13 protein-coding genes and 1 pseudogene are annotated in these 13,714 nt (G+C 72.3%); 7 read left to right on the forward strand and 7 right to left on the reverse strand.

Annotated features, from left to right (window positions below; genetic code table 11):
• Positions 1-118 precede the first annotated feature (118 nt).
• The 3 genes from J1792_RS13400 to J1792_RS13410 form a co-directional block, all read right to left on the reverse strand.
• Positions 119-1,069, reverse strand: a complete 951-nt coding sequence (locus J1792_RS13400; RefSeq protein WP_207247310.1) for a M56 family metallopeptidase — start codon at positions 1,067-1,069, stop codon at positions 119-121.
• An 82-nt stretch (positions 1,070-1,151) separates the two neighbouring features.
• The gene (locus tag J1792_RS13405) at positions 1,152-1,748 is read right to left on the reverse strand and encodes a DUF5134 domain-containing protein (RefSeq protein ID WP_207247311.1); all 597 of its coding nucleotides are present in this window, start codon (positions 1,746-1,748) and stop codon (positions 1,152-1,154) included.
• Positions 1,749-1,972: 224 nt separating this feature from the next.
• Entirely contained in the window at positions 1,973-2,365 is a 393-nt protein-coding gene (locus J1792_RS13410; RefSeq protein ID WP_207247317.1) for a VOC family protein, read from the reverse strand.
• Between the two features lie 78 nt (positions 2,366-2,443).
• On the opposite strand from J1792_RS13410, the gene J1792_RS13415 reads away from it, so the two are divergent.
• Positions 2,444-2,995, forward strand: coding sequence for a GNAT family N-acetyltransferase (locus J1792_RS13415; protein WP_086570025.1), 552 nt, complete (start codon positions 2,444-2,446; stop codon positions 2,993-2,995).
• 60 nt (positions 2,996-3,055) lie between these two features.
• On the opposite strand, the gene J1792_RS13420 is transcribed toward J1792_RS13415, so the two are convergent.
• The 3 genes and pseudogenes from J1792_RS13420 to J1792_RS13430 form a co-directional block, all read right to left on the reverse strand.
• Positions 3,056-3,829 carry an amino acid ABC transporter ATP-binding protein gene (locus J1792_RS13420; protein WP_242645900.1) on the reverse strand — a complete coding sequence of 258 codons (774 nt, stop codon included), beginning with the start codon at positions 3,827-3,829 and terminating at the stop codon, positions 3,056-3,058.
• Complete coding sequence (locus J1792_RS13425; RefSeq protein ID WP_307843034.1) at positions 3,826-4,719, reverse strand: amino acid ABC transporter permease; 894 nt, start codon at positions 4,717-4,719, stop codon at positions 3,826-3,828. Before J1792_RS13425 ends, J1792_RS13420 begins: the two co-directional genes overlap by 4 nt.
• A 14-nt stretch (positions 4,720-4,733) precedes the next feature.
• Positions 4,734-5,618, reverse strand: a pseudogene (locus J1792_RS13430) (ABC transporter substrate-binding protein).
• Positions 5,619-5,970: 352 nt separating this feature from the next.
• On the opposite strand from J1792_RS13430, the gene J1792_RS13435 reads away from it, so the two are divergent.
• From J1792_RS13435 to J1792_RS13445, 3 genes are read left to right on the forward strand one after another with little or no spacing between them, the layout of a single operon-like run.
• Positions 5,971-7,368: a DUF6421 family protein gene (locus tag J1792_RS13435; protein ID WP_086570020.1), complete on the forward strand. Its 1,398-nt coding sequence runs from the start codon at positions 5,971-5,973 to the stop codon at positions 7,366-7,368.
• Positions 7,369-7,394: 26 nt separating this feature from the next.
• Positions 7,395-8,156, forward strand: coding sequence for an SDR family NAD(P)-dependent oxidoreductase (locus J1792_RS13440; protein WP_086570089.1), 762 nt, complete (start codon positions 7,395-7,397; stop codon positions 8,154-8,156).
• Positions 8,135-9,235, forward strand: coding sequence for a threonine aldolase family protein (locus J1792_RS13445; RefSeq protein WP_372446103.1), 1,101 nt, complete (start codon positions 8,135-8,137; stop codon positions 9,233-9,235). The genes J1792_RS13440 and J1792_RS13445 overlap by 22 nt, the downstream gene beginning before the upstream one ends.
• A gap of 99 nt (positions 9,236-9,334) precedes the next feature.
• On the opposite strand, the gene J1792_RS13450 is transcribed toward J1792_RS13445, so the two are convergent.
• On the reverse strand, positions 9,335-10,063 hold the full coding sequence (locus J1792_RS13450; RefSeq protein WP_086570016.1) for a lysophospholipid acyltransferase family protein: 729 nt from the start codon (positions 10,061-10,063) through the stop codon (positions 9,335-9,337).
• 253 nt (positions 10,064-10,316) lie between these two features.
• Here J1792_RS13450 and J1792_RS13455 point away from each other — a divergent pair, with 253 nt between their 5' ends.
• From J1792_RS13455 to J1792_RS13465, 3 genes are all read left to right on the forward strand, one after another.
• Entirely contained in the window at positions 10,317-10,670 is a 354-nt protein-coding gene (locus J1792_RS13455; protein ID WP_086570014.1) for a TlpA family protein disulfide reductase, read from the forward strand.
• Positions 10,671-10,901: 231 nt separating this feature from the next.
• On the forward strand, positions 10,902-11,687 hold the full coding sequence (locus tag J1792_RS13460; protein ID WP_086570012.1) for an electron transfer flavoprotein subunit beta/FixA family protein: 786 nt from the start codon (positions 10,902-10,904) through the stop codon (positions 11,685-11,687).
• Positions 11,688-11,743: 56 nt separating this feature from the next.
• Positions 11,744-12,706: an electron transfer flavoprotein subunit alpha/FixB family protein gene (locus tag J1792_RS13465; RefSeq protein WP_207247319.1), complete on the forward strand. Its 963-nt coding sequence runs from the start codon at positions 11,744-11,746 to the stop codon at positions 12,704-12,706.
• The last annotated feature ends 1,008 nt before the right edge of the window (positions 12,707-13,714 follow it).

Raw genomic sequence — 13,714 nt, forward strand, 5'->3', positions numbered from 1 at the left:
GCGGCCATCGGCCGCGCTCCGAGGTGGCGAGGCGCTCGTTGTCCCGCCGGACCGACCTGTCCCTGCGCTGCCGCCGATACCGGCGGTCGCGGCACCGGGATCTCCCGGCGGTCGGGCCTCAGCGCGCTCCGAGCACGCTCAGGCCCGGTACGAAGGTCACCAGCACCGGTACGAACGGCACCAGGGCCGCGACCGCCGTCAGGCGCAGGCGCCGGCCCGCCGTGAGGCGGGGGGCCGGGGCCAGCAGGCGCAGGACGCGGTCGGGGACGTGGGAGAGAGGGGTGGGACAGGGGCCGAACACGCCCCGGTCCTCGTTGAGTTCGACCAGGGCCAGGGCCAGGGCCGTGGCGAGGCGGCCGGAGCGACGGGAGGCGCTGTCGTCGGCGGCCAGTTCGACGAGGTGGTGGACCTGATCGCGGAACGCGGCGAAGACCGGCACCTGCGGGAAGCCGTTGGCCAGGGCCGCCGAGCAGTGCAGCAGCCAGTCGTGGCGGGCGCGGGCGTGGCCCTGCTCGTGGGCCAGGACCGCGTCCAGCTGGGAGTCGTTCAGGCGGCGCAGCGCGGCCGTGGTGATCACGAGCTGGGGCGCGGTGCCGGCCCGCAGCAGCCAGGCCTCGGGGTGGTCGCCCTCGAGGACCACGAGCCGCTCGGCGCCGCGGTCCTCGCCGGGCAGCCGGGGGGACCGTACGAGCAACTCGGCGCGGCGGCGCCGCCGGCGGGCGCGGGCGTCGCGGATCTCGCGGGTCAGCATCGCGGCCGTCCACACGGCGCCGGAGGCGAGGGCGACGGCCAGCGGGGCGGCCCAGGGGCCGTAGGCGGTGAGGGCGTAGGCCTCCACCACGCCGTGCGGGGCGGGCGCGAAGACGTTGCCGCGTACGGCCTCCCAGGCCGCGGCGGCGCTCAGCGCCATGGCGAGCGCACAGCACAACAGCACGCCGGCCACCACGCATTGCCAGACCCACAGGGCCAGGACGGGTTCGCGGTCGGGCCAGTCTGCGCGGGTCAGCACGCGCGGTGCCATCGACGCGGCCAGGCCGCCGAGGACCAGCAGCGCGAGCGGGACCATCATGCGGTCAGCCTACGAGGAGGCGGCGGGGCCCGGATACGCGTCGGCACGTTAAGTGACGCAGACCACGCGGGCCGTGGCGCGCTTACATGGTGAGCAGCATCGCCAGCATGCCGATGCCCATGGACAGCCGGCAGGCGTCGGTCAGCTCGGGGCCGCCCACCCGCCCGGGCCGGGGACCCGGCCAGGGGGCGTCCTGGGCGGCGACGGCCGTCACCGGGACCATCCCCGCCGCGGTGCGCACGACGTAGACCGCGAAGTAGACCAGCAGCAGCCCGGTGACCAGGGGGTTCCCCGCGGGTTCGCGGATGCCGTCGCCCGCGGTGTGCCCGGCGTGGCCGACGCCCGGGGAGCCGGCCATCGCGAGCGCCATGTAGACCATGGCGAAGGCGCCCACCGCGTGGTGCAGGTGGTGCATGCCCGCGCGGCCGCCGCGGCCCAGCACGAGGGCACGCAGCCCCACCGCCCCGAAGACCAGGGCGAAGGCCACGTGCCCCCACGCCCGGGTGTCCAGGGCCGCCGCCGGGACCGCCATGGCGGCCATGCCCAGCCCCATCAGTGCGTCGCCCCCCGCGGCCCGGCGCTCCCCCGCCGCGCCGGCCCGCATCCTGAAGAGGCAGTACGCGCCGATGGCGGCGCACAGTGCGACCAGCAACCACCCCACCAGCGGCGGTCCGTGCACGGCGCACCTCCCCGGGCCCCCGGACGCGACCCACTTCCGGAGAATGCCCACGGCGACCCCCGCGCATGGGAGCGCATGGGCGCACAGGGGGCGCGCAGCGCCCTCCCGCCGCGCGCCCGGTCAGCTCCGGGAGCCGGGGCCGGACGCTCCCGCGCCGGCCCGTGGGATGCCCGGCCCGTGGGATACCCGGCCTGTCCAATACCCGGCCTGTCGGATGCCCCGCGTCAGATGCCCGGCCGGAACCGCATCGGATGGTCCTCCGGCACCTCCACCACCGCGATGCGCACGCCGTCGGGGTCCGCGATCCACATCTCGATCAGCCCCCACGGTTTGCGCTCGGGGGGCTCGATCACCTCCACCCCGCGCAGCAGGAACTCCTTGTGGGCCGCCGCCGCGTCCGCGACCTGCATCCACAGCTCCAGCCCCGGCCCGGGCGGCGTCTGCGACCGCCCCGACACCTCCAGGAAGCCGCCGCCCAGGAAGTAGACGACCCCGCGTTCGGGGCCCGTGCCGAACTCGCGGTAGACCGCGAGCCCCAGAGCCCCGCCGTAGAACTCCCTCGACCGCTCGGGATCGGTCGGCCTCAGCAATACCCTGCTGCTCAGTACGTGCACCATGCCCGCGACTGTACGCACACCTCCTCCGTTAGGGTCGTACATGCGCCCGAAACCGCACGGAGAGGACCACGGGACACCATGGAGACCGCAAGGAGCCGTACCGCAGCGCCGATCTTCCGGGCCGCGACCGCCGTCGACGTGCCCGCGCTCGTCGCGCTCGTCGAGTCGGCCTACCGCGGGGACGCGAGCCGCGCCGGCTGGACCACCGAGGCCGACCTGCTCGAGGGCCAGCGCACCGACCCCGAGGGCGTCCTGGCCGTGGTCACGGACGAGAACAGCCGGCTGCTGGTCGCGGACGTCGACGGCGAGACCGTCGCCTGCTGCCACGTCGAACACCGCGGCACGCACGCGTACTTCGGCATGTTCGCGGTCCGCCCGGCCGCTCAGGGCGGCGGCCTGGGCAAGCTCGTCATGGCGGAGGCCGAGCGCCTCGCGCGCACCGAGTGGGGCGCCTCGGAGATGCACATGACCGTGATCCGGCAGCGCGACGAGCTGATCGCCTGGTACGAGCGCCGCGGCTACCGGCGCACGGGGCGGATGAGCCCGTTCCCGTACGGCGACGAGCGGTTCGGCATCCCGCAGCGCGACGACCTGGAGTTCGAGCTGCTGGTCAAGGACCTGGCGGCGTAGGGGCCCGGCCCCCTGGGGGGCGTGGCCGACCCGTCGGACACGCCCTGCATCGGGCACGCCCTACAGCCGCCCCGCCTCCGTCAGGCGCCGCAGGAAGCGCCTGGTGCGCTCCTCGCGCGGCGCGCCGAAGACCTCGTCGGGCGTGCCGCGCTCGAGCACGACTCCGCCGTCGAGGAAGCAGACCTGGTCGGCCACGTCCCGGGCGAAGCCCATCTCGTGCGTGGCCAGGACCATGGTCATCCCCTCGTCCTTGAGGTCGCGCACCACGCCCAGCACCTCGCCGACCAGCTCGGGGTCCAGCGCCGCCGTGATCTCGTCGAGCAGCAGCAGCCGGGGGCGGACCGCCAACGCCCGGGCGATCGCGACGCGTTGCTGCTGGCCGCCGCTGAGCCGGTCCGGGTACTCGCCGGCCCTGCCGCCCAGGCCCAGCCGTTCCAGCAGCTCGCGGGCCCGCTCCTCGGCCTGCGCGCGCGGCACGCGGTGGACGCGGCGCGGGGCGAGGGTGATGTTCTCCAGCACCGTCATGTGCGGGAAGAGGTTGTACGCCTGGAAGACCACGCCGATGCGGCGGCGCACGGTGTCGGGGTTCACGCGCGGGTCGGTGATGTCCTCGCCGTCGAGGAGGATGGCGCCGTCGTCGATCTCCTCGAGCAGGTTCGCGCACCGCAGCAGCGTCGACTTGCCCGAACCCGACGCGCCGATCAGCGCGGTGACGGTGTGCGGGGCGACGTCCAGGTCCACGTCGCGCAGGACGACCGTGCTCCCGAAGGTCTTGCGCACCGCTTCCAGGCGCAGCACCGGCTGTCCGTCCGGTGGCGCGGGCCGCTCGCTCATACGATCCCTCCCTGGGCCCGGCGGCGGTCCATCCGGGCGGTCACCGCGTCGGTGAACCGGGTCATCGGGATGGTGAGGGCCACGAAGATCAGCCCGGCGACCACGTACGGGGTGTAGTTGAAGCTCTTGCTCGCGCTGATCTGGGCCGCGTAGACGGCGTCGACCGCGCCCGCGACGGAGACCAGCCCGGTGTCCTTCTGCAGGGAGACCAGGTCGTTCAGGAGCGGCGGCACCACGCGCCGCACGGCCTGCGGGAGCACGACGTGGCGCAGCGTCTGTCCGCCGCCGAGCCCGAGCGAGCGGGCGGCGGCGCGCTGGCTGGGGTGGACCGACTCGATGCCGGCCCGGAAGACCTCGCCGACGTAGGCGGAGTACGTCAGGACCAGTGCCGTCCCGCCCAGCAGCACCGGGTCGGTCGTCACGCCCCGCAGGCGCAGCGCGGGGACGCCGAAGACGACCATCAGCAGGCAGATGATCAGCGGGAGGCCGCGGAAGAAGTCGGTGTAGGCGGTGGCCAGGGCCCGCAGCGGGAAGAAGACCGGGCCGCGCAGGGTGCGGGCGACGGCGAGCAGCATGCCGAGGGCGAGCACCGCGGCGCCGCAGACGGCCAGCAGCCGGACGTTGAGCCACAGGCCCTCGAGGACGTGCGGGAGGGCCTCGCGGGCGTAGTGGGCGTTGAAGAAGGTCTCGCGGGTGCGCGGCCAGCCGGGGGATTCGACGACGACGAGGAAGAGCACGGTGCCGGTGACGAGCGTGCTGACGGCCGCGACGGCCGCCGCCCGGCGGGTCCGGGCCCGCTTGAACCGCTCGCGTTCGAGACGGCGCGCGGACGGCACGTACGCGTCGTGCGGCTCTTCGGCCCGGTCCCCGGGGGTGCGTGCCGCCGGCACCGTGTCCTTCGGCGTCACTTGATCACCGGTGCGTCGGCGGCTTCGGACAGCCACTTCTTCTCCAGCCGTGCGAGGGTGCCGTCCCGGCGCAGGGAGTCGACGGCGTCGCTCACGCAGCCGGTGATGCGGCTGCCCTTGTCGAGGACCAGCCCGAAGCGTTCGGCGGCGGCGCCCTTCGCCTCGAACTGTCCGACGATCTTCGCGTCCGGCACCTAGGCCGAGGTGATGTAGAAGGCGGTGGGCAGGTCGACGACGATCGCGTCGACCTGTCCGTTCTTGAGCGCCGTCTTGGCGAAGTCGTTCTTCTGGAACACGGCGGCCCGGCGGTCCGGCTTGATGACGTCGTTCACGACGTCGAGGCTGGTGGTGCCCACCTGGGCGCCGAGGCGGGCGTGCCGGAGGCCCGCCACGTCCGTCGCCCCGGCGGCCGGGGAGTCCTTGAGCGCGACGACGGCCTGACGCACGTCGTAGTAGCCGGAGGAGAAGTCCACGGCGCGGCGGCGCTCGTCGCTGATGGAGACCTGGTTGATGTCGAAGTCGAACTTCTTCGCCCCGGGGGCGACGGCGCTGTTGAACGGCACGGTCTGCCAGAGGACGTCGGACCGGTCGTAGCCGAGCCGGTCGGCGACGGCGTAGGCCACGGCCGACTCGAAGCCCTTGCCGCCGGCCGGGTCGTCGTCCTGGAACCAGGGCGCGTAGGCGGGCTTGTCGGTGCCCACGGTCAGCTTTCCCGGGGCACGGGTGGCGAGCCGTCCCTTGGCGCAGGCGTGCGCCGAGGCGGCGGGGCCGCCGGTGGACTTCGCGGCGTCGATGTCGTCCTGCGGGGCGCAGCCGGCGGCCGCGGCGAGCAGCACGGCGAGGGCGGCGGCCAGGCGTCTGGGCTGGTTGGCGGCGGGCATGGCGCGAGACTGGCAGCGGCCGCCGCGATCTGTCCAGGTCAGGGCGGGGGATCGTCCGAATGGCGGAAGGTTGTTGCGGCTTCGTGAAATGCGGCCGGGCCGGGAAGGGGCTCGCCCTGCCCGGGCCCCGGGCGGCCCGTCATGGCTGGAAATCGACTAGGACGCCGCCCGTGACAGGAGTGCCGGGAGCGACGGACGGCCGCTTCCGTTCCCCCGGACGGGGGAAGGCTGCAGGAAAAACAGCGGTGCGACCCGGGGGTCGGCAGGATAATTTATGGCTCAACCCCTTGAGGTGGAGAAGCTGACACAGATACGGTGTCTTAACGCCAGGTTCTCTCGAGGAGGGTTAGTCGTGACGGAAATTATTGCGTCGGCCGCAGCAGAATCCGACATTCTGTCTGTGGATCGCGTAGTGGAGCACCCGGCCTGGGCCGCGCTCAAGGCCGCGGTGGAGACGATCCGGCCCTGGCAGTCCGCCGACGGCTCCATCGACCTCGCCGCGGAGGGCGCACCGCCGGGCCAGGCCGTGCGCGCCGAGTTCGACACCGTCATAGCCGCGATCGAGCAGCTCTCGCCGCTCCTGCCGCACGACGCCGCCTACCACTCCGCGCTCGTGGCCGATCTGCGCCGCTGGGCCGACACGGGCTTCGGCGTGCCGGACTTCCTCGACTCCCTGCTGGCCTTCCAGCCCGCCGCCCAGCGCGCCGACGGCCTGCAGCACCTGGTCGTCTTCCCGATGTACACCCAGAACGGCAACCCCGACCGCAACCTCGAGGCCGTCGTGCTGCGCATGGTGTGGCCGGAGTGGCTCGCCGAGCTGGAGCGCACCCGCTACGACAACCCCCTCTTCCTCGGGATCACCTTCGAGGACTTCACGGCCGGCTACGACACCAACTCCGCCGTGCTCTTCCCCGAGACCATCGCCGTGCGCGAGGCCCCCGAGCGCTTCACCTGGGGCGGCATCTTCTGCGACCGCGAGGCGGCCCGCTTCCGCCGCATCACCGAGGCCGCCGTCGAGACCCTGCGCCTGGAGCTGCCCGGCGACATCGCCGACATGATCGACGACCAGGAGCGCTGCCAGCAGGCGTTCGTCCTGTGGGACATGGTCCACGACCGCACCCACAGCCACGGCGACCTGCCGTTCGACCCGTTCATGATCAAGCAGCGCCAGCCGTTCTGGATGTACGGCCTGGAGGAGCTGCGCTGCGACCTCACGGCCTTCAAGGAGGCCGTCAAGCTCGAGGCCGATGGCTACGCCCAGGCCCGCGACGTGCAGTTCGCCGTCCTCTTCGACCGGATGTTCCGCTTCCCGATCACCGGCGACCGGGTCCGCAACTACGACGGCCTCGGCGGCCAGCTGCTCTTCGCGTACCTCCACAAGCACGACGTCGTACGCTGGACGGACAACACCCTGCACATCGACTGGGAGCGCGCCCCGCAGGTCACCAACCAGCTGTGCGGCGAGATCGAGAAGCTCTACCGCGACGGCATCGACCGCCCCAAGCTCGTCCACTGGTTCGCCGCCTACGACCTCGTGTCGTCCTACCTCTCCCCGCACCCCGGCTCCACCTGGGCCAAGGGCCCCGAGGCCCTCGACCTCTCGCTGCCGCCGCGCAAGCTGGTGGATGACGTGCTTCCGGACGAGTTCCCGCTCAGCATGTTCTACGAGGCCCTTGCCAAGAAGCTGCGTGACGTGATCGTCTCCACCAAGGGGATCACCGCTGCGGACATGGAGCGGGTGGCCGCGTGAGCGAGGAGCAGAAGGAGGCGACGACCATGAGCACTCCCGGCAACGGCAATGGCCCGCTGGAGGGCGCTGTCGTGGCGGTGGCGGGAGCGGCCGGCCCGGCGGGCCGTGCGGCGCTGCTGCGGCTGGCGGAGGCCGGGGCGACCGTCGTCGCCGCCGACGCGGACGCGGCCCGCCTCGCCGAGGCCGTGGACGCCGCCCGCTACGCCCACGGCGGTGCGACCGTCACCGGCGACACGGTGGACCTGCTGGACCTCGACGCCACCCGCGCCTGGGCCGACCGCACCGAGAAGGAATTCGGTCGCGTCGACGGCCTGGTCCACCTGGTCGGCGGCTGGCGCGGCTCGGCGACCTTCGCCGAGACCGACCCCGCGGACTGGGAGCTGCTGGAGAAGCTGCTCATCCGGACCGTCCAGCACACCTCGCTGGCCTTCGAGGGCCCCCTGGCCCGCAGCGGCAACGGCCGCTACGTCCTGATCAGCGCGGCCGGCGCCAGCAAGCCCACCGCGGGCAACGCCGCCTACGCCGCCTCCAAGGCCGCCGCCGAGGCGTGGACCCTCGCGCTCGCCGACTCCTTCCGCAAGGCGGGGGGCGACGACGCCCCGCCGGCCGCCGCCACCGTCCTGGTGATCAAGGCGCTGGTGCACGACGCGATGCGCGCAGAACGACCCAACGCGAAGTTCGCGGGCTTCACCGACGCCAAGGACCTCGCCGAGGCCATCGCCGGCGTCTGGGAGATGCCCGCCCAGGAAGTGAACGGAACCCGTCAGTGGCTCACCCCGCAACCGTGACCGAGACCCCCTCGGACCGGACCGACGCCATACGCCGCCATGACACGGCGGTGCGCGGCTTCGCCAGCGACAACTACGCCGGCGCGCACCCCGAGATCCTGGCCGCGCTCGCCGTCGCCAACGGCGGTCACCAGGTCGCGTACGGCGAGGACGACTACACCGCCCATCTCCAGGACGTGATGCGCGCCCACTTCGGGCCGACCGCCGAGGCGTTCCCGGTCTTCAACGGCACGGGCGCCAACGTCGTCGCCCTGCAGGCCGCGACCGAGCGGTGGGGCGCGGTCATCTGCGCCTCCTCCGCGCACATCAACGTCGACGAGTGCGGCGCGCCCGAGCGCGTCGGCGGGCTGAAGCTGCTGCACGTGCCCACCGAGCACGGCAAGCTCACCCCCGAGCTCATCGACCGCGAGGCGTTCGGCTGGGAGGACGAGCACCGCGCCCAGCCGCAGGTCGTCTCGATCACGCAGACCACCGAGCTGGGCACCTGCTACACGCCCGAGGAGATCCGCGAGATCTGCGACCACGCCCACGAGCGGGGCATGAAGGTCCACCTGGACGGCTCGCGCATCGCCAACGCCGCGGCCACGCTGGGCGTGCCGCTGCGGGCCTTCACCACCGACGCCGGGGTGGACCTGCTCTCCTTCGGCGGCACCAAGAACGGCATGGTCTTCGGCGAGTGCGTCGTCGTCCTGAACCCGGACGCGGTCAGGGCGATGAAGCACCTGCGCAAGATGTCGATGCAGCTCGCCTCCAAGATGCGCTTCGTCTCGGTGCAGTTCGAGGCGCTGCTCTCGGGCGACCTGTGGCTGCGCAGCGCCTCGCACGCCAACGCCATGGCGGCGCGGCTGGCCGAGCGCGTACGGACCGTGGAGGGCGTCGAGGTGCTGCACCCCGTGCAGTCCAACGCCGTCTTCGCCCGGCTCCCGCACGACGTGAGCGAGCGCCTGCAGAAGCGCTACCGCTTCTACTTCTGGGACGAGACGGCCGGCGACGTCCGCTGGATGTGCGCCTTCGACACCACCGAGGCCGACGTGGACGCGTTCGCGGAGGCCCTGGCGGAGGAGATGGCCAAGCCCTAGCCGGCCCTAGCCGGCCCTGGCCGGCTCGGCGACACCGACGCGAGAGAGCCCCCCTGCCACAGCACGTGGCAGGGGGGCTCTCTCGCGTCGCCTCCGGTGCTAGCGGCGGTCCAGGCCCCTCGCCTGGGCCGGGGTGGGCGCCGTGCCGCCGAGGTGCGCGGGGATCCACCAGCTGTCGGCCGGGCCCTCGGAGCGCACGGGGTAGGAGCGCTGCGCGGACTCGAGCAGGTCCTGGACGCGGCCGCGCACCCGCTCGGTGACGCTGTCCGCGCTCTCGTCCCGGCCGGCCGTGACGGGCTCGCCCACCCGGATCGACACGGGAATGTGCTGGCGGCTCAGATTGCGCTTCTGACCCTTGGTCCACAGCCGCTGCGTGCCCCACAGCGCCATCGGCACCAGCGGAACCCCGGCCTCCTGGGCCAGCCGCGCCGCGCCGGACTTGAAGTTCTTGAGCGTGAAGGACGTGGAGATCGTCGCCTCCGGGAAGACGCCGACGACCTCTCCCGAGCGCAGGGCGGTCAGCGCGTGCTTGTACGCGTCCATGCCGGCCGCGCGGTCGACGGGGATGTGCTTCATGGCGCGCATCAGCGGCCCGGACACCTTGTGCCGGAAGACCGACTCCTTGGCCATGAAACGCACCAGCCGCTTGGCGGGCCGGGCCGCCAGGCCGCAGAAGACGAAGTCGAGGTAGCCGATGTGGTTGCTCACCAGCACCGCCCCGCCACGCTGCGGTATGTGCTCGGTGCCCTCGACGTCGAAGCGCAGGTCCAGCGCCTTGAACAGGGTGTGGGCGAAACCGATCACCGGCGGGTAGACGAGCTCTGCCATGCGGGAAGGTCCTTCCGGGCGGGGCGGGGGAGGGTGCTCCCGGCTGAAGTGTTCATAAAGCCGCGACGCGCAGGTTACGCGAGCGTAGGATTCCGGCTTTCGCCAGATCGTGCCTGAATGCCCGCGCCGGGGGCCAGCCGGGACACCCCGGCGGCCGGGAGATCCTCATCACGTCGGGAAATTTCCCCGCTTCCCCGGGTGCTGCACCCTGGAAACCGGACAAGTGCGGGCTGAGCCGCGGAGAGGGACGAGCGTGCCGGATCAGGACGGGGAGACCGTGCGGCGTCAGCACGAGGAGACCGTGCGGCTGAGCGCCGCCGACATCGGCGCCGAGCTGGGCGCGCGGGCCACGCTCGTACAGTTCTCCAGCGCCTTCTGCCAGCCCTGCCGGGCGACGCGGCGCGTCCTGGGGGAGGTCGCCGCGATGGTCGACGGCGTCGCGCACGTGGAGATCGACGCCGAGGCCCGTCTGGAACTCGTCCGTGCCCTCGAGGTGCGCGCCACCCCCACCACGCTGGTCCTGGACGCCGGCGGCCGGGTGGTGCGCCGGGCCGCGGGACAGCCGCGCAGGGCCGACGTCATCGCGGCCCTCGGCGCCGCCGTCTGACACCCCGTGGCGCCCGGGGTCTCAACGGTTCACGGGGCCCGAGCGTCCCTTTCCGCCGCGTTGGGCAGATCACAGTCGACCGGCCTTGCGTTCGCCGCACACCCTCGATGTACTGACGAGTAACATTCCGGTGGGGGGCTCGGCCCGCACCCGCCGGAGTCCGCCCCCACAAGGCGCCTATGCTGCCTGCCAAGGCAGCTTTGATAGAGACGATGCAGTAGGAGAGCCGGCGTGAGCTTGAGGATCGTTGTCACTGTGAAGTACGTGCCCGACGCCACCGGCGACCGGCACTTCGCCGAGGACCTGACCGTCGACCGTGACGACGTGGACGGTCTGCTCTCGGAGCTCGACGAGTACGCGGTCGAGCAGGCGCTGCAGATCGCCGAGGAGGCGGACGACGCGGAGATCACCGTGCTGACCGTCGGTCCCGAGGACGCCAAGGACGCCCTGCGCAAGGCGCTGTCCATGGGCGCCGACAAGGCCGTCCACGTCGAGGACGACGACCTGCACGGCACCGACGCGCTGGGCACCTCCCTGGTGCTGGCCAAGGCCCTCGAGCACGTCGGCTACGACCTGGTGATCTCCGGCATGGCCTCCACCGACGGCGGCATGGGCGTCGTCCCGGCGATGCTCGCCGAGCGCCTGGGCGTGCCGCAGGTGACCCTGCTCTCCGAGGTCAAGGTCGAGGACGGCAAGGTCACCGGCCGCCGCGACGGCGACTCCGCCAGCGAGCAGCTCGAGGCGGCCCTGCCGGCCGTCGTGTCCGTCACGGACCAGTCCGGCGAGGCCCGCTACCCCTCCTTCAAGGGCATCATGGCCGCGAAGAAGAAGCCGGTGCAGTCCCTGGACCTGTCCGACCTCGGCATCGAGGCGGAAGAGGTCGGCCTCGAGGGCTCCTGGACCACGGTCGACGAGGCCGCCGAGCGCCCGGCCCGTACCGCCGGCACGGTCGTCAACGACGAGGGCGAGGGCGGCAAGAAGCTCGCCGAGTTCCTCGCGGGCCAGAAGTTCATCTGAGCTCCTGACACCCGATCCCTCAACCGCCCTCGCAATTCCCGCAGGAGAGCAGATCCATGGCTGAAGTCCTCGTCTACGTCGACCACGTGGACGGCGCCGTCCGCAAGCCCACCCTCGAGCTGCTGACCCTCGCCCGCCGCATCGGCGAGCCCGTCGCCGTGCACCTGGGTGCCGGCGCGGACACCGCCGCCGCGACGCTGGCCGAGTACGGCGCGGTGAAGGTGCTCGCCGCCGACGCCGCCGAGTTCGCCGACTACCTCGTCGTACCGAAGGTGGACGCGCTGGAGGCCGCGTACAACGCCGTCTCCCCGGCCGCCGTGCTCCTCCCCTCCTCCGCGGAGGGCAAGGAGATCGCGGCCCGCCTCGCGGTCCGCATCGGCTCCGGCATCATCACCGACGCCGTCGACCTCGAGGCCGGCGACGAGGGCCCGGTGGCCACGCAGTCCGTCTTCGCGGCCTCGTACTCCACCAAGTCCCGCGTCACCAAGGGCACCCCGGTCATCACCGTCAAGCCCAACTCCGCCGCCCCGGAGGCCGCCCCGGCCGCCGGCACGGTCGAGCAGCTGGCCGTCTCCTTCGGCGAGAAGTCCACCGGCACCAAGGTCGTCTCCCGCACCCCGCGCGAGTCCACCGGCCGCCCCGACCTGACCGAGGCCGCGATCGTGGTCTCCGGCGGCCGCGGCGTCAACGGCGCCGAGAACTTCGCGATCGTCGAGGCCCTCGCCGACTCCCTCGGCGCGGCCGTCGGCGCCTCCCGCGCCGCCGTCGACGCCGGCTGGTACCCGCACACCAACCAGGTCGGCCAGACCGGCAAGTCGGTCTCCCCGCAGCTGTACATCGCGGCGGGCATCTCCGGTGCCATCCAGCACCGCGCCGGCATGCAGACCTCGAAGACGATCGTCGCCATCAACAAGGATGCCGAGGCCCCGATCTTCGAGCTCGTCGACTACGGCGTCGTCGGCGACCTCTTCGAGGTCGTCCCGCAGCTGACGGAGGAGGTCAAGGCCCGCAAGGGCTGATCGATCCCTTCGGGATCCGATTACTTCTCAGGCCCCCGCTCCGGCTCACGCCGGGGCGGGGGTTCGTCGTTGGCCCTGCGACGCAGCCGCTGGACGGCTGACTCCAGCGCTTGGTGTAGATCGTCAGGGGCAGTAAGGGCGGCCGTCGGCACGTCAGCGTCCGACTCTGGAAGGACCCACACCCGCTCCCCGAGGCATTTATCGGGTGGCGGTACAAAGAGCTCGGCGCCGACCGGATAGAGGTGGAGTCCTGGTGCTCCGGTGAGGCGGTACCCGGTCCCCAGGGGAACCAGCGCGGTCCGGCCGGCGGCCCAGAGCATGGTGGTGAGGTCGGGGTCGGCCGCCGCCTGGTGCAACCAGGGAGCGAAGGGAGTCTTGATCCGCATGCTCAAAGGACACCGCTGATCACGGGCCGTGGCTAGGTCAGACATGCGGACGCCTGACCGGACACCTGGCAGGACATTTCCGGGTTGCCCGGTGAGTCGGCGGACTATCTTGAGGGCACAGCACTCACGGAGGTGACCGTGCCGGGGCAGACGGGGAATCCCGTGTTCGTACGGGCTCGTATCGAGGCAGGACTCCACACTCAAGAGGAGTTCGTCGAATCGTTCGACGACATGGCTGGTCAGCTTGGGATGAACGTGACCATCTCGGTCCGTCAAGTGCGCCGGTGGGAGTCCAAGCGCCCGGGGTGGCCTCACCCCGCGGCCCGCGCAGTCCTCCGGGCCCTTCTCCGCCGGGATGCCGAAGAACTCGGATTCAGTCGGCCCGTCCGGCTCCTTCGGCACACTGCATGCGCCGGGACATCGGACGATGGTCCTGTGAAGAGGCGCGAATTCGTCACGTACTCATTGGCGGCGATTACCGCCGTACGGGCCACGGCTCGGCCGGAGGAGCTTCTGGCGGAACCGGTGGTAGACCCGTTGGACCGGTTGCGAGACGTTCTGACCGGACAGGTAGTGCCCACCGGGCCTCCCGGTAGCCCTCAAGCCTTGGCTCGTGCCGCAG

The sequence above is a fragment of the Streptomyces triculaminicus genome (genome assembly GCF_017349075.1).
In the GTDB taxonomy this organism is placed as follows: Bacteria; Actinomycetota; Actinomycetes; order Streptomycetales; family Streptomycetaceae; genus Streptomyces; species Streptomyces triculaminicus.